Source organism: Labrys okinawensis, from assembly GCF_047345005.1.
Lineage (GTDB): Bacteria > Pseudomonadota > Alphaproteobacteria > Rhizobiales > Labraceae > Labrys > Labrys okinawensis.
Genome location: NZ_CP178864.1, coordinates 3,560,763 through 3,579,485 on the forward strand (window position 1 = coordinate 3,560,763; position 18,723 = coordinate 3,579,485).

Consider the following 18,723-nt stretch of genomic DNA (forward strand, 5'->3'; position numbering starts at 1 on the left):
AGACAAGCAGAGGACTTGGAAAAGATGACGAGCAGCCTAGCACACAATGTCGGCACCGACATCGGCAAGGATCATTTGGATGTGGCTGTCCACCCGGCAGGCCTCATCAAGCGCTTTGCCAACACCCAGGCGGGCCATCGCGCCCTGCTTGCCTGGCTTTCTTCCTGGACTGTCGAGCGTGTGGTGTTCGAAGCAACGGGGGCCTATCATCGCGCCTTCGAACGCGCGCTCAACCAGGCCGGCCTGCCGGCCGTCAAGCTCAACCCGCGCCAGGCCCGACGCTTTGCCGAAGGTATTGGCAGGCTGGCCAAGACCGATCGCATCGATGCCATGACCCTGGCCCGCTATGGCCAGGCCGTCCAGCCCGAGCCGACCCTCATCGTCAGCCAGGCCCTTGAGGAGATGAAGCAATTGGCCGCGGCGCGGGACGCCCTGATGAAGATCAAAGTGGCAACCCAGACCCGCCAGCAAACCGCCGAACTCCCCCTGATCAAGCGCCAACTCGCCAAGACACTGGCTCTGACCCAAGCGCAGATAAACGCCATCGACGAGGAGATCGCCAGGCGGGCCGACAAGGATCCCGCCTTCAAGCGCAGAGCCGAAATCCTCGATTCCATCCCCGCCGTGGCACCCATCACAGCTCACGCCATGCTCATCCACATGCCTGAACTGGGCACCCTGTCTCCCCCTCAAGCCGCAAGCCTGGCCGGCCTCGCCCCTGTCCCACGCGACAGCGGCAGCAAAAATGGCAAGCGCTTCATTCGCGGGGGAAGAGCCCTTCTGCGACGAGCCCTCTATATGCCCATGGTCGCCGCTATCCGATGGAACCCCGACCTCGCCGCTAAATACCAGGCCATGGTCGCCGCCGGAAAACCCAAAAAAATCGCCATCGTCGCCATCATGCGCAAGCTCATCATCCTCGCTAACGCCCTCTTGCGAGATAATCGGATTTGGACGCCTAAAGCTGCTTGACCGAACACGGATACTCCCAGGAAGCTACTTCCTTCCCGGCTTCTCCATCCATTTGATGATCGCCATCGCCGGGAAGATCCAGGCGATGCCGAGGATGGCGTAGAGCGGCAGTTGCAGCCAGGGCGAGGCCTCTGTAATGCGCCCTTGCGCGAAGGCGGTGGCGAAGAGGGCGTAGACCACCACGAGCACCAGCATGGCGAGAACGCCAACAAGCTTGCGTAGGGAAGGGGGCTTGTAGTCCTGGGCCATATTCGCTCGGCTCTGTCGTCAGGCCCGGCTGCGACGCGAGCGCGCGTTGCCGTGGGCCAGTGTCTTCTGTATCTGTGCGCCTTCTAACGCATCCGACACAAAAGTGCAGAATATTCGGGTGCGCGATGTGGCAAATTTCGAAAGGCTGATAGCGTGACGGCGATCGCGGGTGGCAGGGTGACGGCCAGCAGCACCTCCAGTCATTACGGCATCATCCGCGCCTGGCTCATCCTGGTCGCGCTGATGGTGGTGGGCATGGTGGTGCTCGGCGGTGCCACGCGCCTGACGGGATCGGGCCTTTCCATCACCGAATGGAAGCCGATCCGCGGCACCATTCCCCCACTTTCCGATGCCGACTGGGCAGCTGAATTCGAGCGCTACAAGCAGATCCCGCAATATGTGAAGTTGAACCTCGGCATGTCGCTCGATGAGTTCAAATTCATTTATTGGTGGGAATGGACGCATCGCCTTGTCGGCCGGCTGATTGGCTTCGTCTTCTTCGTGCCCATGCTGGTGTTCTGGCTCAAGGGCTGGCTGACGCGCGAGCTCACCTGGAAGCTGGTCGGGCTTCTGGTGCTCGGCGGAAGCCAGGGGGCGCTCGGTTGGTGGATGGTGGCTTCGGGCCTCGCCGATCGCACGGAGGTCTCGCAATATCGCCTGGCGATGCACCTGACGCTGGCCTGTATCATCCTCCTCGCCATTGCGTGGGTTGCGTCCTCGCTGACCGACAGACGCGATGGTGGTGTACTGCCTGGTTCCGCCAGGGCGATCGCCTTCGGGCTGGTGCCACTTGTGATAGTGCAGATTTTCATGGGCGGACTGGTGGCGGGCCTACGCGCTGGCCTGTCCTACAACACCTGGCCTTTGATGGACGGGCACTTCCTCCCGACGCTCGGCAATCTCTACATTATGGCGCCAAGTTGGGTGAACCATTTCGAGAATGTGCTGACGGTTCAGTTCCAGCACCGCATGGTGGCCTATCTCATCGTGATCCTGGCGCTGCTCCAGGGCTTCCTGGCCCTTAGCCAGGGTAGCGGCGCGGCTCGCAGCCGAGCCTTGCTGATTGCGTTCATCGCCCTGGCACAGGCCGGCATCGGCATCATGACGCTGCTGCTGGTGGTGCCGCTATGGTCGGCGATCCTGCACCAGCTTGGCGGCGTCATCCTGCTTGCGGCCGTGACCGTGCATGCACAACGGCTGACGGTTGGAGCCGACGGGCTTGCCACAGCGGGATAGCCCCGGACCGGCATGCGAAGGCGGCGCCTGTTCGTGGGCGCCGCGGTCCGAAGAGCCGCCTGGAAGCCAGCGGTTCCAACAGCGACAATCCAATAGACGCTCAGTCCGTGGCCATAGCCTGGTCGAGGTCGGCGATGATGTCCTTGACGTCCTCGATGCCCACGGAAATGCGCACGACGTCCGGGCCGGCGCCGGCCGTGACCTTCTGCGTGTCGGAGAGCTGCCGGTGCGTGGTGGAGGCGGGGTGGATGATCAGCGAGCGCGTGTCGCCGACATTGGCGAGATGCGAGAACAGCTTCACGTTGGAGACCAATTTCACGCCAGCTTCGTTGCCACCCTTGAGGCCAAACGTGAACACCGCTCCGGCGCCCTTGGGACAATATTTGCGGGCGAGGGCGTTGTAGCGGTCGGTGTCGAGCCCGGGGTAGGACACCCAGGATACCTCCGGATGTTCCGAAAGATAGGTCGCGACCGCCAGGGCATTGTCGGAATGCTTCTGCATGCGCAGCGGCAGCGTCTCGATGCCGGTGAGGATCAGGAAGGCGTTGAAGGGCGAGAGCGCCGGGCCGAGGTCGCGCAGGCCGAGAACGCGCAGCGCAATGGCGAAGGCAAAATTGCCGAAGGTCTCGCCGATAACGATTCCGCCATACTCAGGCCGGGGCGAGGACAGGAAGGGGTAGCGCCCGGACGACAACCAGTCGAACTTGCCGCCGTCGACGATAACGCCGGCGATCGAGTTGCCATGCCCGCCAAGGAACTTGGTGGCCGAATGCACCACGATGTCGGCGCCAAACTCGATGGGACGGCACAGATAGGGCGAAGCCAGCGTGTTGTCGACGATCAGGGGGATGCCCGCCTTCTTGGCGATGGCCGAGATTGCCGCGATGTCGGTGACGATGCCTCCCGGATTGGCGATGGATTCGATGAAGATCGCCTTGGTCTTCGGGGTGATCGCTGCGGCAAAGCTGGAAGGATCGTTGGCGTCGGCCCAGCGCACATTCCAGTCGAAGGAGCGGAAGGAGTGGTTGAACTGGTTGATCGAGCCGCCATAGAGCTTGTTGGAGGCAATGAACTCGTCGCCAGGTTGCAGCAGGGCGTGGAAGACCAGCACTTGCGCCGCATGGCCGGAGGCAACGGCGAGGGCGGCCGTGCCGCCCTCAAGGGCCGCGACGCGCTCTTCCAGCACGGCGTTGGTGGGATTGCCGATGCGCGAATAGATATTGCCGAAAGCCTGGAGACCGAACAGGGAGGCCGCGTGGTCGACGTCATCGAAGACGAAGGATGTCGTCTGGTAAATCGGCGTGGCACGGGCGCCGGTGGTCGGATCGGGCTGCGCGCCCGCATGGATGGCAAGCGTCGAAAAGCCCGGTTGCTGCTCGGCCGACATCATTTCCTCCTGAGATCATGTTCTAAGGACGTATTCGTCTGATAAAAATGCGCACCGTCAAGGTGCCGTTGGGTGGGCTCGGCCTAATTGCGCAGGCCGAGGCGCTGGAAACCGCGCGTGTCCCGTGTAGCGCGCTTGGAGGAAAGCGCGCGTGAATTGACCCCGGCCCAGCCGATTTCGCCGGAGAGGCGGCCGTATTCGATCTTGGGGCAGCGATTCATCACAACCTTGATGCCCGCCGCCTCGGCTTTCGCGGCCGCCGCATCGTTTCGTACCGTGAGTTGCATCCAGATCACCTTCGGCAGCACGGGCAGGGCCAACACCTCATCGACCACCCCTGCGGCCGCTTCCGAATTGCGGAAGATATCGACCATGTCGACCGGGAGCGGCAGTTCGGCCAGGCTGCCGTAGACTGGGAGATCCAGGATAGTCTTGCCGGCCAGGCCTGGATTGATCGGGTACATCTCGTAGCCGCGGAGCTTGAGATATTTCAGCACGAAGTAACTCGGCCTCACCTCATTCGCCGAAGCGCCAACCATGGCGATACGGCGCACGCTGCGCAGGATATCGTTGATATACTCATCCGAATAGGAATCGTGGTTCATTCGCAATCCGCTGGTCGATCAATTGGATTCGGCTATCGGCTTGAGCCTGTCGAGATAGGGCTCTACGGCCTCCGCGTTGCCGGGCAGGGGCGTTGAATCCTGCAGCGAGGCGTATTGGTCCTCGATCTGCTGCAATGCCTCTTTCTTCTTGTCCGGCGTCAGGCTGGTGTCGGCTTCGACCTCAGCCCTGGCTTTGGCCTTCTCGGCGTCGAGATCGACCTGCGAAGCGCCGGGGGTGGCTTGGTTGTCCCCGTTATCGGGAACGTCCGCCTGGTAGGCAAGCATCACCGAATTGGTAACGATTTCAAGCTCATCGAAATCCTTGTAATGAAATTTGGCGAGAAGAGCCGCGGTCTGCGCCTTGGCTTCGGGAACGTTGTCGAAGGCCGGCAGGGAGGCAACGGGGTCATCGCCCGGCGTCTCCGAACGGTCTCCATACTTCCTGGTGAGCCCGGCCGCCAGTGCCGACAATTCGCCATGGGCGGCGATGAAATTCTCGATGATGGGGCCAGTGAGCCTGATCTGGTCGTCCTGCGCCGAGGCCGGCGCCACGAAGCCCGCCACCGGAACGATAAAGCCCGAAGCAAGCCAAAGGAGGCGGAGGAAGCGCATGGCGACTACCAGTCGAATTGTTCGCGCAGGATGCGCTCATCGAGCGAATGTCCGGGGTCGTGCAGCATGACGAGATCCTGCGACGAATCCATGGCTATCTCCACCCGGTGCACATCCTTCACCTCGAAATTGTCGGCAACAGCATTGACCGGGCGCTTGGCCGGCTCCAGCACCTCGATGGTCACATGCGCGCGCTGCGGCAGGATGGCGCCGCGCCAGCGCCGTGGGCGGAAGGCCGAGATTGGCGTCAATGCCAGCAGCGGGGCGTCCAGCGGCAGGATCGGGCCGTTGGCGGAGAGATTGTAGGCGGTCGATCCAGCCGGGGTGGAGAGGATCAGCCCGTCGCAGATCAAGGTTTCCAGCCGGACATGATGGTCGATGGAAATGCGCAGCTTGGCGGCCTGGAAATTGGCGCGCAGCAGCGAAACCTCGTTGATCGCATAGGATTTGGTGCACTGGCCGTGTATGTCGGTGGTGTTCATGCAGAGGGGGTGCACCACGCTCTTGCGCGCCTTGGAGAGGCGCTCGTTGAGATCATTTTCCCGGAACTCGTTCATCAGGAAGCCGACCGAGCCGCGGTTCATGCCATAGATCGGGATCTTGCGACCGCGCTGCTTGTGCAGGGTCTGCAGCATCAGTCCGTCGCCGCCGAGCGCCACGATCACATCCGCCTCGCTGGGCGGCACATTGCCATAGCGCGCCGTCAGCGATTTCAGCGCCTTTCGCGCAGAGGGCGCGGTGCTCGCGACAAAGGCGACCTTCATGTAATGGTGCTTGCTCGTCACTGATGGCAACGGAACGGTTTGTGTTGGGAAATCAAGGGGCATTACGCGGTTTCCTCATCTGATGGATGGGGAAATCGCAGTGCCCCCTTCATGAATCTATCTTGAAAGAATACCACCTGCCAATGCCCCGCAGACGAAAACGCCGCACTGAAGGCCAGTGCGGCGTCAACGGCCCAGCGGATCAGGCCTTTACTTCTTCGACCACCAGCCTGCTTTCTTAGGTTTGGCGGGGTCGACGGTGTCGACATAGACGTAGGCTGCGGGATTGGAAACCGCGACTTCGCGCACGACCGGTGCGGGAGCCTCTTCCGGCACGGGCTCGGGCTCCGGTTCCGGCGCGGCGGCGACCGGTTCGGGCACGACAGGAGCCGGCGCGGGTTCGGGGATGCTTTCCACGACTGGCACGCTGTCGGCCTCGACGGTGATCGGCACTTGCTTGCGCCCGCGACGCTTGGGCTTGGCGGGCTTTTCCTCGGCTGGCGCTTCCGCAATCACAGGCGCAGGTTCGGCATCGACGGTCACGACATCGGGTGCAGCGGCCTCGGCGGCCTCTGCAGCCGGCGCGGCCTCGTCCTCTGCTCCGCGACGGCCACCACGGCGTCCCCGGCGGCGGCGTTTGCCGGCCTCGACCTTCTCTTCCTCAGAGGGCTCGGCAGCCACGGTCTCGGCGGCGGTGGTTTCCGCGGCGGACACGATCTCGTCCATGCCAACATCCGCGGGCTCCGCAACCGCGTCCACGCCATCACCCTCGTTGCCCTCTTCATTCGAGGTGGCGGCGGTGGACGAGGCTTCCGCCTCGGCGCTGCCGTTGCCCCGCCGGCGACGACGGCGACGGCGGCGCTTGCGGCCCCCTTCGCTGCCTTCGCCTTCGCTTTCGGCACGATGGGGATGCGGCTTGCGGCCACCCTTCGGGGCCTCGGACTCTTCGTCCTCCTCCTCTTCGATCTCCTCTTCCTCGACCTCGACGATTTCCTCGACGGGCGGGAAGGAGTCGACCTGAACCGTGGTCACCGCCGGGCGCACTTCCTGCGGGGTAGCCAGTTCACCGCGTTCGATAAGGTAATTCTGGCTGCCGACAATGGTCTCGTCGGCGCTGACGGTGATCAGCACGCCGAAACGAGCTTCAAGCGCATAGAGATGGCCTCGCTTGTGGTTGAGCACATAGAGAGCCGTGGCGGTGCGGGTGCGCAGCACGAGGTTGTGCGTGGCGCTCTTGAGGAGCTGATCTTCCAGAGCGCGCAGGATATGCAGCGCCACGGATGTGACCGAGCGGACATGGCCACTGCCGCCGCAATGCGGGCAGACCTCGGTAGAGGACTCCAGGACGCCAGTGCGGATGCGCTGGCGCGACATCTCCATGAGGCCGAAGTGTGAGATCCGGCCGACCTGGATACGCGCGCGGTCGTTCTTGAGGCAATCCTTGAGCTTGCGCTCGACGGTGCGGTTGTTGCGGCCCTCGTCCATGTCGATGAAGTCAATGACGATAAGGCCGGCGAGGTCGCGCAGGCGCAGCTGGCGGGAGACTTCCTCCGCCGCTTCCAGATTTGTCTTGAGGGCGGTGTCCTCGATATTGTGCTCGCGCGTGGCGCGGCCGGAGTTCACGTCGATAGAAACCAGCGCTTCAGTCTGGTTGATGACGATATAGCCGCCGGACTTGAGGCTCACACTGGGCGAGAACATGGCGTCGAGCTGGGCTTCCACGCCGAAACGCTGGAAGAGTGGCGCCGCCTCGCGATAAGCCTGCACGTTCTTGGCATGGCTCGGCATGAGCATGCGCATGAAATCCTTGGCCTCGCGGTAGCCGTCGTCCCCGGCGACGATAACTTCGTCGATATCCTTGTTATAGAGATCGCGGATCGAACGCTTGATCAGCGACCCCTCTTCATAGACCAGCGTGGGCGCGGCAGACTTGAGCGTGAGGTCGCGAACATTTTCCCACAGGCGCAGCAGATATTCGAAGTCGCGCTTGATCTCGACCTTCGTCCGCGAGGCGCCGGCGGTGCGCAGGATGACGCCCATGCCATCAGGCACATCCAGCTCGCCGGCCACGGCCTTGAGGCGCTTGCGGTCGACCGCATTGGTGATCTTGCGGGAGATCCCGCCACCGCGGGCGGTGTTGGGCATCAGGACCGAATAGCGACCGGCCAGCGATAGATAGGTGGTGAGAGCGGCGCCCTTGTTGCCGCGCTCCTCCTTGACCACCTGCACCAGGAGGACTTGGCGGCGCTTGATCACTTCCTGGATCTTGTACTGCTTGCGGGTGCGCACCACGCGCTCGGGAATGTCGTCCGCGACGTCACCGCCGCCAAGCGCCTCGACATGCTCTTCGTCGCTGCCGGAGCCAACTTCGACGATGCCGCCGGAACCGCCTTCCTCGCCGCCACCATTTTCGTCGGCACTGTTGTCATCGCGGGCCTCGACTTCGGTCTCAGCCTCTGGCGCGGGAGTGGAAATGCTGGCATCGCCTTCCGACGCCTCCGCCGCTTCCGTTCTGTTCTGGCCGCGATTGCGCCCGCGGCGACGATCGCGTCCGCGCCGGCCTTCACCGCCGCCAGTGCCAATGCCGCCCTCATCCTCGTCATCCTCGTCGCGATGCGAGCGCTGCTCTTCAGCCAGGAGGGCGAGGCGATCGGCCACAGGGATCTGGTAATAGTCGGGATGGATTTCCGAGAAGGCGAGGAAGCCATGGCGGTTGCCGCCATACTCCACGAAGGCCGCTTGGAGCGAAGGCTCGACCCGAGTTACCTTGGCAAGATAGATATTGCCGCGCAGCTGCTTGCGATTGGCTGCTTCGAAATCAAATTCTTCAACGCGATTGCCGCGGACCACCACGACCCGGGTCTCTTCCGGGTGGGCGGCATCGATCAACATTTTGTTGGCCATTATTATTTTCTCTCTCGCAAGCGCGGCCATGATCACTCGGATAGCTGGCGGCAATAACGGCCGGCACAGCCATGCCGATGAGGCAGGCGCTTGCTCTGTTGGCGGGGACAAGTCTCGATGAAGGGCGACTGGTATGTCCCGAAGGCGAAAGCGACAGTATCCGGGCAATCCCATGAGGGAGTGCACGCTGCTTCACTTCGTTGCGTCCGGGGGATGCTATTGTCTGCATCGCTCCATCACCGGGTTCGGGTCGCAAGAGGGGCCTTGCGACGGCGCTCTCGGTCGATGGGCAGGACGGGATATCCAACTGGCGCTCGCGCCAACCCGGATCGCAAGGCGATCCGCACACCACCGGTGATTCTCCTTATCCTCTGAGGACACATCAGCAGCCGGATGAAGATCGGCTAGGCCGGCACCGCATACGATCGTTACGCTTGTGCTGCGCAACCGGTCTGCAGGGACCCTTCTGATGCTCGAATTCGGCATGGTCGGAGAACCATTCGAGAGCAGAAATTGTTTTATCGAGTTCTTGTTCGATTTGGCAAGGATTTCCGTAGCCTGTTGCAGGAAGGACACGTATTTCGAGCCGGTGGCGTTAACGCAAGACATACGCTTTTCGACGATCATCATTGTTTCGCCACTTCGTCACGGATATGTGCACGGACGAGGGAAAGGGCAAGCCGACGGGCGGCCCTGATGATGGAGATGACGGCTGGGATGAAGCTCGTCGCCGCGATGGTCCTGGGAATGCTGACTATTGTCGACTGGCACGGCGCTCTCGCCGCCCAGGGCGACCCCGCGCCCGTGCCCGCCGTAACCCAGGCGGCCCCGGCGCCGGCCGCGACAGCACCCACTTTGGCGCAGGCCGATGCACTGGCCGCCAGCGATGCCCGTCTGGCCGGCGATGAGAAGCGCACCCGCCTCGTTATTGACCTCAATGGGCCGACCGACAAGCTGAACTTCCGTGTCTTCGTGCTGGCTGATCCCTATCGCGCCGTGGTCGACCTGCCACAAATCACCTTCAACATTGCCCCGGACATCGGCAAGCATGGCCGCGGCCTGATCAGCGCCTATCGCTTCGGCCTGATCGCGCAAGGCAAGTCGCGCGTCGTCATGGATCTGACCGGCCCGGTTTCGGTGGACAAGTCCTTCCTGCTCGATGCGGTCGACAACCAGCCCGCGCGCCTCGTCATCGATCTCGTCAAGACCGACAGGCCGACCTTCCTGCGTACGGTGGCGGCACAAAAGGCTTCCGACATGACGGCCACCCCACCACCTCCGCAGGACGCCGATACGCTGCTGCCGGAGATCCAGCCCGGCCTTCCTATCGTGGTGCTCGATCCCGGACATGGCGGCATCGATGCCGGCGCAGCCTCGCCCTCGGGCGAACAGGAAAAGACCATCGTCCTGGAATTCGCCAAGAAGCTCGCCGAGAAGATCAACGCCACTGGCCGTTATCGTGCGGTGCTCACGCGAGAAGACGACACCTTCATCACGCTGTCGGGCCGCATCCAGTTTGCCCGGGCCAATCGCGCCTCCCTGTTCGTCTCCATTCATGCTGACACGCTGCATGATCCGTTCGGCGTGAGGGGTGCCACCATCTATACCCTCTCGGACAAGGCATCCGACGCCGAATCGGCTCGCTACGCCGAGCAGGAGAACAAAGCCGATGCCATCGCCGGTGTCGATCTCACGGCCGAACCCGGCGATGTCGCCGACATCCTGATCGACCTCACGCGGCGGGAGACCAAGACTTTCTCCAACCGCTTCGCCAAGGTGCTGATCGACGAGTTCCAGGCGGCCGCCACGCTCAACAAGAACCCGCACCGCTCCGCCGGCTTCATGGTGTTGACCGCACCGGACATCCCCTCGGTCCTGCTTGAGCTCGGCTATCTCTCCAGCCGGGACGATGTGAAGCTGCTGACCTCCGACGATTGGCGAAATCGCGCGACGGATGCAGTGGTCACCGCAGTGGATGCCTTTTTTACGCAGCGTCGCCAGAGCCAGCCGGCAGTCTCCAACGCTGCGGCGCCCTGATATCATTAATGATATGTTGCGGGCGGGCCGCAGTTTCTCCACAAACGACCTGCAAAAGCGTAACCATGCCCCTCCCGCCCTTGGGTTCGGTTGCCGGGACATGGTAGAGAAGGGGAAGAAAGCGCCGCTTGCGCGTAGGTGCAGCATGCACTAGCCCCAGGCCCACCCGGATGGGGACGATATTGCCGATGAAAGCGTTGTGATGAGACTTCTGGTTCGATTCCTTGGATTTTTGTTCACAACGGCATCGATGTTGTTCCTTGTCGGGGGCTCATTCGTTGCCCTCTATGTGTGGGCGAATACCCGCGACCTGCCGGATACCGCCGCGCTCAAGGATTACGAACCTCCGGTGATGACCCGCGTGCATGCGGGCGACGGCACGCTGCTCGCCGAATATGCACGCCAGCGCCGGCTCTATCTGCCGATCGAGGTGGTGCCGCCCTTGCTGACGCACGCCTTCATGTCGGCTGAGGACAATGATTTCTACAATCATATCGGCATCGATCCCAAGGGCGTGCTGCGAGCCGCCCTGTCGAACCTCACCCATCACGGCCGCAGGCCGCAGGGCGCCTCCACCATCACACAGCAGGTTGCCAAGAACTTCTTCCTCGCGCCCGACCAGAGCTATGTCCGCAAGATCAAGGAAGCCATCCTGGCGCTTCGCATCGAGCAGACTTATCCGAAGGACAAGATCCTCGAGCTCTATCTTAACGAGATCTATCTCGGCATGGGCAACTACGGCGTCGCCGCCGCGGCCCTCAACTATTTCGACAAATCGGTCGACGAACTGTCGATCGCCCAATGCGCCTATCTGGCGGCGCTGCCGAAGGGGCCGAATAACTACAATCCGATCACCAAGCACGATGCGGCCATCGAGCGCCGCAACTGGGTGATCGGCCAGATGGTCGAGAACGGCTATATCACCAAGGAGGAAGGTCGGAAGGCACAGGCCGAGCCGCTTGCCGTCAATCCCCGCATGGTGAATGGCGCCCAGACCTATGCCGCCAACTATTTCACAGAGGAGGTCCGCCGCGAGATCGCCGAGCGCTATGGCGAGGACAAGCTCTATGAAGGCGGGCTGTCCGTGCGCACCACGCTCGACCCCAAGCTCCAGCGTGAAGCCCGCGCCGCCATGGTCGAAGGGCTGGTGCGCTTCGACGAGCGCGGGGGCTATCGCGGACCGGTGAAGAATGTCGATCTCGGCGAGGATTGGGGCGTGACCCTCGGCGCCGAGAAGCGCCTGAGCGATATCGCGCCCTGGCAGCTCGCCATTGTGCTGGAAGCCGGTGACACCAGCGCGCGTGTCGGCCTGCAGCCACCGCTTGACCGCTCCGGCAATGTCGCGGGTGACCGGCCGACCGGCACCGTCAACCTCGATGGCGTCAAATGGGCGCGCTGGGCCAGCGGTCCGCTGCGCGGCAAGGCGGTGGGCAAGGTCAGCCAAGTGCTGAAGCCCGGCGATGTCGTCTATGTCGAGCCGCAGGCGGATGGGAGCTATCGCCTGCGCCAGATCCCAGAGATCTCCGGCGCCATGGTGGTGATGGATCCCTATACCGGCCGCGTGCTCGCCATGGTCGGCGGCTTCTCCTACGACCAGTCGGAATTCAACCGTGCCACCCAGGCCCAGCGCCAGCCCGGCTCTTCCTTCAAGCCGTTCGTCTACGCCGCGGCCCTCGATAGCGGCTACACGCCCGCGACACTGGTGAATGACGCGCCGGTCGAGGTGAACCAGGGTAATGGACAGGATACCTGGAGGCCGGAAAATTACGGCGGAAAATTCTATGGGCCGGCGACCCTGCGTTTCGGCATCGAATATTCCAGAAATGTCATGACCGTCCGCCTCGCCCAGGACATGGGCATGCCCCTGGTTGCGGAATATGCCCGCCGCTTCGGCGTCTATGACGACTTGCCACCCTATCTTTCCATGGCGCTGGGGGCAGGCGGCACCACCGTGATGCGGATGGTCGCCGGCTATGGGATGCTCGAGAATGGCGGCCGCCTGATCAAGCCGACCTTGATCGACCGAATCCAGGATCGCTGGGGCCACACGATCTACAAGCACGATGAGCGTGTCTGCCAGGACTGCAATGCCGACAGTTGGAGCAACCAGCAGGAACCCAAGCTGATCGATAATGCCGAGCAGGTCTTGGATCCGATGACGGCCTATCAGGTCACCTCGATGCTGGAGGGTGTAATCCAGCATGGCACGGCGCAGGTGCTGAAATCGCTCAATCGTCCGCTCGCCGGCAAGACAGGCACGACCAATGATGAGAAGGATGCCTGGTTTGTAGGGTTTTCGCCGGACCTCGTCTGCGGCCTCTATATCGGCTATGACGTGCCGCGGCACATCGGCAACGGCATTACCGGCGGCAGCCTGGCCAGTCCTATCTTCGGCGCCTTCATGAAGCAGGCTCTCGCCGACAAGGCGCCGGTGCCCTTCCGCGTGCCGCCGGGAATCAAGCTGATCAGCATCGACCGCAAGTCCGGCATGCGGGCCTCCGGCGATGGGTCCAACGTCATCCTCGAAGCCTTCAAGCCCGGCACCGCACCGCCCGATTATTACTCCGTCATCGGCTCTGGCGGCGGAGGAGCTGGCGGCCCACAGGCCGGGGGCGGCGGCGCGGTTTCCGCCGGGACCGGCGATCTTTACTGAGGATCGAACTCGAAGTGGCGATCCGCCATCGACCTCCTTGCGGCAGGCAGATCGTTTTCAAGATTGTCGATCTCCAGCCACTTTGGCGAAGCCAAGGGGCGTGATCGACACTCCGCGCCATCGCGATTCACCCTTTCACTCGGTCGAGGGCTTGCCTATATGGTGCCCGGCCAATCAATTTAAACGAGCGATTCACTCATGCGCGCTGAAATCCTGTCCCTGGCGGACGACATCAAGCAGTCTGCGGGACTGCTGAGGAGGCATCTTTGACTGGGATACGTCCTACGCCCGCCTGCAAGAGCTGAACCATCTCACCGAGCAGCCCGACTTCTGGAACGATGCCGAGAGGGCGCAGAAGCTGATGCGCGAACGCACCGATCTCGATGATCGGCTGTCTTCGCTCGTCCGTATCGAGAAGGATCTCGACGAAACGCTGGAGCTTGCCGAACTCGGCGAAGCCGATGGCGATGAATCGATCGTCGATGAAGCTCAGGCGGCACTCTCCAGCCTGAAGACCGAGGTGGTCGAGCGCCAATTCGAAGCCCTGTTCTCAGGCGAGGCCGACGGCAACGACACCTATATCGAAATCAACTCCGGCGCCGGCGGTACCGAGAGCCAGGACTGGGCCAACATGCTGCTGCGCATGTATACGCGCTGGGGCGAGCGGCACCGCTTCAAGGTCGAGTTGATGGACTTCACCGACGGCGAAACCGCGGGCATCAAGTCCGCGACGATCGTGGTGAAGGGCGAGAAAGCCTATGGCTGGGCCAAGGTGGAATCGGGCGTACATCGCCTGGTGCGCATCTCGCCCTATGATTCCAACGCCCGGCGGCATACCTCCTTTGCCAGCGTATGGGTCTACCCGGTGATCGACGACTCCATCAATATCGAGATCAACGAGTCGGACTGCCGTATCGATACCTACCGCGCATCTGGCGCCGGCGGTCAGCACGTCAACCGGACGGACTCGGCGGTGCGCATTACCCATCTGCCTTCCGGCATCGTGGTGGCCTGCCAGCAGGACCGCTCCCAGCACAAGAACCGGGCCACGGCCTGGGGCATGCTGAAGGCGCGCCTCTACGAGGCCGAGCTCAAGCGGCGCGAGGAAGCGGCGATGGCGACCCATGCCGGCAAGAGCGACATCGGCTGGGGCCACCAGATCCGCTCCTATGTGCTGCAGCCCTACCAAATGGTGAAGGACACGCGCACCGGCTACACCTCCGGCACGCCCGGCGACGTGCTGGACGGCGACCTCGACGATTTCATGAAGGCGGCCTTGGCCCAGCGCGTCTATGGCGGTGGTCCGGAAGGGGTCGAGGATATTGACTGATCCGGCGTGCCAATCTCCAGATCGGCAAGTTTTTTACATCGCCGCTGCCTTTCTCCGAGGGCTCGTGCCTGCGGAATTCACTGAGATTCAAAGGACTAGAGACGGTGTCTGATCCAATTTATCAGCGTTATTCCTTCGCCCATGGCCTGATCCGCGAGGCGGGTGCGCTCGCGTTGGGGTATTTCAACGAGCTTGGTTCCCTGACCGTCAAGAGCAAGGGCTTGCAGGATGTCGTGAGCGAGGCTGATCTGCAGACCGAATTGCTGATCAAGAAGCGCATAGCCGAGGCCTATCCCGAGGATGCCTTCTTCGGCGAGGAGACGGGACCAACCGGTATCGAGAGCCAGCGCGGCGTCTGGGTAGTCGACCCTATCGACGGTACGCAGCCTTTCTTGAGCGGGATCTCGTCCTGGTGCGTGTCGATCGCCTTCGTCCATGACGGCGAGCTGCAATTCGGCCTGGTCTATGCACCCAATGACGACGAACTCTTCGCCGGTGGGCTGCAGGCGTCCTCGACGCTGAACGGCCGGCCGATCGAATTGCAGAAGGGCGCCCAGCTAACCGACGGCGTCGTGAGCGTGGGCTACAACAATCGCATCCAGCCCGAAACGGTGATCTCCACCCTGGAGCAACTCCTCAAAGCCGGCGGCATGTATCATCGCAATGGCTCGGGGGCCTTGTCGCTGTGCTATGTCGCCTGTGGCCGCCTGCTCGGCTACGTCGAGTCTCACATCAATTCCTGGGACTGTTTGGCGGCGATTGCCATCATCCGTGCCGCTGGTGGGCGAACGAACGACTTCCTAGCCCAAGATGGCCTGATCAACGGCAATGCCATCATCGCCGGCAACGCGGCCGTCTATCCCGCTATCGAGGCGTTGGTGAGCTAAAGCACTCAACCGAGAAGTTCGAGGAATCTCGACCCTTTGTCATCACTGGGCTTTACTCGACTGACGTGCGACTTTCGAGCCAAGTCCCGCAATCGGACGCGTAGCCCCGTCAACGAGCTCAGGAGTTCTTGAACCCCAGCCAGGGTTCGAGATTCTCGAAGGTAAGGTCCATCGCATAGGCGGCGCTGAGCGGCGAAGAGATATGGCCGAAGCGGATAGAGAGCTGCCGCTCGGCCGTCGCCTCGTCGACCTTGCTAACGGCGGCAAGGTAAAGCGCTGAAGCGAGGCCACTACGATCGGCGCCGCCTTCGCAATGGATCAGGATCGGCTTCGGGGCGGTCCTGAAAATCTCGATGAGAGCCTGCGCCTGCGCTTGCGTGAGCTCCCGCTTGGCCGACATCGGGAAATCGATATGGGTGAGGCCAAGCACCTTGGAAGCCCCGACCTCGGAATCGTACCACAGAGTGCCGGGATTGCTGCCACGCAGGTTAACGATCGTCTTGATCTTGTACCGGTTGGCGTAGGCGGCGATTTCCAGCGCATCGGGCTGGGCCGAGCGGTAGAGCTCCCCTGGGCGAACTTCGTTGAAATTATTGCTAAGCACAATGTCGGCGGCATAGCCACCCGCGGCGGACAAGGCCAGCAGGACAAGGCCGGCGAAACCGTAGAACCAGGCCCGTCTCATGGAAGAATGAGCTTTCGCCCGGCGAGCGGCGAAAGTGCCCCGACTATGATCGTCCGAATGCAGACGAGCATAGCCGAGGGTTCAACCAGCCTGTTGAGTTGGTTAAGGGAAAAGAGTTTGGCCATATTGCAGCCCATTCCTTAGGCGTGCCGTGAAAAGACCGGCCCAGCGCCGTGGAATTCTCTAGGCTGTGAGAATTAGGGGTGAGTTAGAGGGGCTTCCGGCTGGCCGAAGGGGCCTGGAAGCCGCAATTCGGCGATAAGACCTGTCCGGTCCGCGCGATTGTGCAGGGTGAGGTAGAGCCTGTGCCGCTCGGCAATGGATCGTGCGATGGCAAGGCCAAGACCGCTGCCCTCGACCTCCTGCCCGGCGACCCGATAGAAGCGCTCGAAGACCCGTTCGAGCAGCGGCCCGGGAATGCCGGGTCCTTCGTCTTGGATTGTAACGACGATGTCGTTCTCGGCAGCTTTGACCTCGACCTCGACCTTGCCGCCCTCAGGCGAGTGGCGCACGGCATTGTCGACGAGGTTTGAGATCAGGACCTTGAGCTCGCCAGGCGAAGTTTCCACCGAGGGAAGTTCCGCCGCCTGCAGCTCGAGTTCGGTGCTGCGGCTGCGAGCGAGCGGAGCGATTGCGGCGATGCATTCGCGGACAAGGAGGGTGACTTCGGTCGGCTCGGGCGGCGCGGGGGTGGCCTCGGCGTCATAGCGCGCCAGCTTCAGGAGCTGCTGCACCAGGGCAGAGGCGCGGCTGACACCCTGATCCACTTCGTCCAGTCGCTCCTTAATGGCGCGCGTCGTAGCGATGCTGCGGACATTGCTCACCTGCAGCTTCAGGGCGGCAAGCGGGGTGCGCAGCTCGTGGGCGGCATCCGAGACGAAGCGGCGCTGACGCTCCATCGAGGCCTGCAGCCGGAAGAGCAGGTCATTGATCGCTCGGATGAAAGGCGCGAGCTCGCGCGGGACATCTTCTACCGCGATAGGCTCCCTGCTCGTCACCTGCCGTTCGGCGACGCTGGCTGCCAGCTTGTCGAGCCGGCGGCTGAGACGATCGATCACCAGGCCCAGCAACAGCCAGGAGAGCGGAATGAGGATGGCGATCGGGATGGCAGCGCGCAGCGCGGCGTCGGCCGAGAGCTCTTGCCGTACATCCAGGCGCTGTGAAACCTGCACGGTGCGGCGCGCATCGATATCGGTGAAGGTACGCCAGGCGTGGTTCGCCGTCCGGACATTGTTGAAGCCGTTCTGGGCCTGCCGGGGAACGGCGGCCGTTGGATTGGATGACCGCGCCTGCGTCTCGCCCGCCATCCAGAGCTCTACGACGAAGTTCTCCTCTGCTTCGAAGGAAGGATTGTAGGGCACGGGCTGCAAATCCGTGGGCAGGGCCTCGCCGATATAGTGAGCAAGCTGGCGCAGCTGGTTGTCGAGCAGTTCGTCGGACTCCCGCGTAACCTGAATATAGGAAGCCACCGTGGTGACGATTCCGCTGAACAGCAGCAGCAGCGAGAGCCAGATGAAGGCTGTGCGCCGCAGCGAAATCATCGTGTTGCCTTGTCGATCATCCAGCCCACGCCGCGCATGTTGAGTATGATGTCCTTGCCGAACTTGCGCCTGATATAGTGGATCAGCACGTCGATGGCATTGCTTTCTACTTCCTCACCCCAGCCATAGAGCTGCTCTTCCAGTTGGGCGCGCGAGAAGATGGCGCCGGGCCGCTCCATTAGGGTGCGCACGAGCGCGAATTCCTTGGCGGGGAGGATATGGGTGGTGCCCCTGAAGGTCATCTGATGACTGTTGAGGTCGAGCGTTATCTCGCCGTTAGTGAGGTCGGAGACAGCCTGCCCACCGTGACGGCGGCGCATCACGGCCCGCATGCGAGCGAGAAGCTCGCGCATCTCGAAGGGTTTGACCAGATAGTCATCCGCTCCCAGATCGAGGCCGTCGACCCTGTTGTCGATATCGTCCCGCGCCGAGATTATCAAGGTGGAGATCTCTACGCCCTTGTCGCGCAGGCTGCGCAGCAGATCGAGGCCGCTGCGGCCGGGCAGGCCAATATCGAGGAGGATGAGAGTGTAGCTGTGCGTGACGAGGGCATGCTCCGCATCGTTGGCGTTGCGGACCCAATCGACGGTCATCGCCTCGTCCCTGAGAGCGGTGCGCAGGGCCTTGCCAATCATCGGATCGTCCTCGACGATCAGGACACGCATGGAACCGGGCTCACGTTTGAAACGGATCTTCCTTAGACGGGGTGGAAGCTTAGATAGTGAGAATTAGTTTAGAATGAGGGAAAACACGCCTCATAAGTCATTGGTTTGGGCCTTACGTCACGCCCGATATCCTCATCCTAAGCCTCCCCTAAGTCACGGCTTATAGGGTTGGAGCGTCCTGCACGGAGCGCTCCCA

At 62.5% G+C, this 18,723-nt stretch carries 15 protein-coding genes; 6 read left to right on the forward strand and 9 right to left on the reverse strand.

Annotation, left to right across the window (positions count from 1 at the left end; translation table 11 throughout):
- The first annotated feature begins 24 nt into the window (after window positions 1-24).
- Window positions 25-972, forward strand: coding sequence for an IS110 family transposase (locus ACMDCR_RS16685; RefSeq protein WP_413987661.1), 948 nt, complete (start codon window positions 25-27; stop codon window positions 970-972).
- A 24-nt stretch (window positions 973-996) separates the two neighbouring features.
- Here the strand turns inward: ACMDCR_RS16685 and ACMDCR_RS16690 are convergent, their stop codons facing one another.
- A complete protein-coding gene (locus tag ACMDCR_RS16690) occupies window positions 997-1,221 on the reverse strand; it encodes a DUF2842 domain-containing protein (RefSeq protein WP_413987682.1) in 225 nt (74 codons plus the stop codon).
- A 153-nt stretch (window positions 1,222-1,374) separates the two neighbouring features.
- Between ACMDCR_RS16690 and ACMDCR_RS16695 the strand changes: the two genes are divergently transcribed.
- A complete protein-coding gene (locus ACMDCR_RS16695; RefSeq protein WP_413987683.1) occupies window positions 1,375-2,457 on the forward strand; it encodes a COX15/CtaA family protein in 1,083 nt (360 codons plus the stop codon).
- A gap of 100 nt (window positions 2,458-2,557) precedes the next feature.
- Here the strand turns inward: ACMDCR_RS16695 and ACMDCR_RS16700 are convergent, their stop codons facing one another.
- The 5 genes from ACMDCR_RS16700 to ACMDCR_RS16720 all read right to left on the reverse strand — a co-directional run bounded on the left by ACMDCR_RS16700 (window position 2,558) and on the right by ACMDCR_RS16720 (window position 8,729).
- Window positions 2,558-3,844: an O-acetylhomoserine aminocarboxypropyltransferase gene (locus ACMDCR_RS16700; RefSeq protein ID WP_413993649.1), complete on the reverse strand. Its 1,287-nt coding sequence runs from the start codon at window positions 3,842-3,844 to the stop codon at window positions 2,558-2,560.
- A gap of 83 nt (window positions 3,845-3,927) precedes the next feature.
- A complete protein-coding gene (locus ACMDCR_RS16705; protein WP_413987684.1) occupies window positions 3,928-4,449 on the reverse strand; it encodes a CoA-binding protein in 522 nt (173 codons plus the stop codon).
- Window positions 4,450-4,467: 18 nt separating this feature from the next.
- Entirely contained in the window at window positions 4,468-5,061 is a 594-nt protein-coding gene (locus ACMDCR_RS16710) for a hypothetical protein (protein ID WP_413987685.1), read from the reverse strand.
- A gap of 5 nt (window positions 5,062-5,066) precedes the next feature.
- Complete coding sequence (locus ACMDCR_RS16715) at window positions 5,067-5,888, reverse strand: NAD kinase (RefSeq protein WP_413987686.1); 822 nt, start codon at window positions 5,886-5,888, stop codon at window positions 5,067-5,069.
- A 147-nt stretch (window positions 5,889-6,035) separates the two neighbouring features.
- Window positions 6,036-8,729 (reverse strand): Rne/Rng family ribonuclease, encoded by a 2,694-nt coding sequence (locus ACMDCR_RS16720; RefSeq protein ID WP_413987687.1) that lies wholly within the window; start codon window positions 8,727-8,729, stop codon window positions 6,036-6,038.
- Between the two features lie 696 nt (window positions 8,730-9,425).
- Between ACMDCR_RS16720 and ACMDCR_RS16725 the strand changes: the two genes are divergently transcribed.
- The 4 genes from ACMDCR_RS16725 (at window position 9,426) to ACMDCR_RS16740 (ending at window position 15,636) form a co-directional block, all read left to right on the forward strand.
- A complete protein-coding gene (locus tag ACMDCR_RS16725) occupies window positions 9,426-10,766 on the forward strand; it encodes an N-acetylmuramoyl-L-alanine amidase (RefSeq protein WP_413987688.1) in 1,341 nt (446 codons plus the stop codon).
- 202 nt (window positions 10,767-10,968) lie between these two features.
- Entirely contained in the window at window positions 10,969-13,419 is a 2,451-nt protein-coding gene (locus tag ACMDCR_RS16730; protein WP_413987689.1) for a penicillin-binding protein 1A, read from the forward strand.
- A 198-nt stretch (window positions 13,420-13,617) separates the two neighbouring features.
- A protein-coding gene (gene prfB / locus ACMDCR_RS16735; protein WP_413987690.1) for a peptide chain release factor 2 occupies window positions 13,618-14,749 on the forward strand; the annotation gives its coding sequence in 2 pieces (ribosomal slippage) (window positions 13,618-13,686 and window positions 13,688-14,749; 1,131 coding nt in all).
- A gap of 104 nt (window positions 14,750-14,853) precedes the next feature.
- Window positions 14,854-15,636: an inositol monophosphatase family protein gene (locus ACMDCR_RS16740; RefSeq protein ID WP_413987691.1), complete on the forward strand. Its 783-nt coding sequence runs from the start codon at window positions 14,854-14,856 to the stop codon at window positions 15,634-15,636.
- A 118-nt stretch (window positions 15,637-15,754) separates the two neighbouring features.
- Here ACMDCR_RS16740 and ACMDCR_RS16745 read toward each other — a convergent pair whose 3' ends face one another.
- From ACMDCR_RS16745 to ACMDCR_RS16755, 3 genes are all read right to left on the reverse strand, one after another.
- On the reverse strand, window positions 15,755-16,321 hold the full coding sequence (locus tag ACMDCR_RS16745) for a dual specificity protein phosphatase family protein (RefSeq protein WP_413987692.1): 567 nt from the start codon (window positions 16,319-16,321) through the stop codon (window positions 15,755-15,757).
- Between the two features lie 197 nt (window positions 16,322-16,518).
- Window positions 16,519-17,862 (reverse strand): ATP-binding protein, encoded by a 1,344-nt coding sequence (locus ACMDCR_RS16750; RefSeq protein WP_413987693.1) that lies wholly within the window; start codon window positions 17,860-17,862, stop codon window positions 16,519-16,521.
- Window positions 17,859-18,527, reverse strand: coding sequence for a response regulator (locus tag ACMDCR_RS16755; protein ID WP_413987694.1), 669 nt, complete (start codon window positions 18,525-18,527; stop codon window positions 17,859-17,861). The genes ACMDCR_RS16750 and ACMDCR_RS16755 overlap by 4 nt, the downstream gene beginning before the upstream one ends.
- Window positions 18,528-18,723 lie beyond the last annotated feature (196 nt).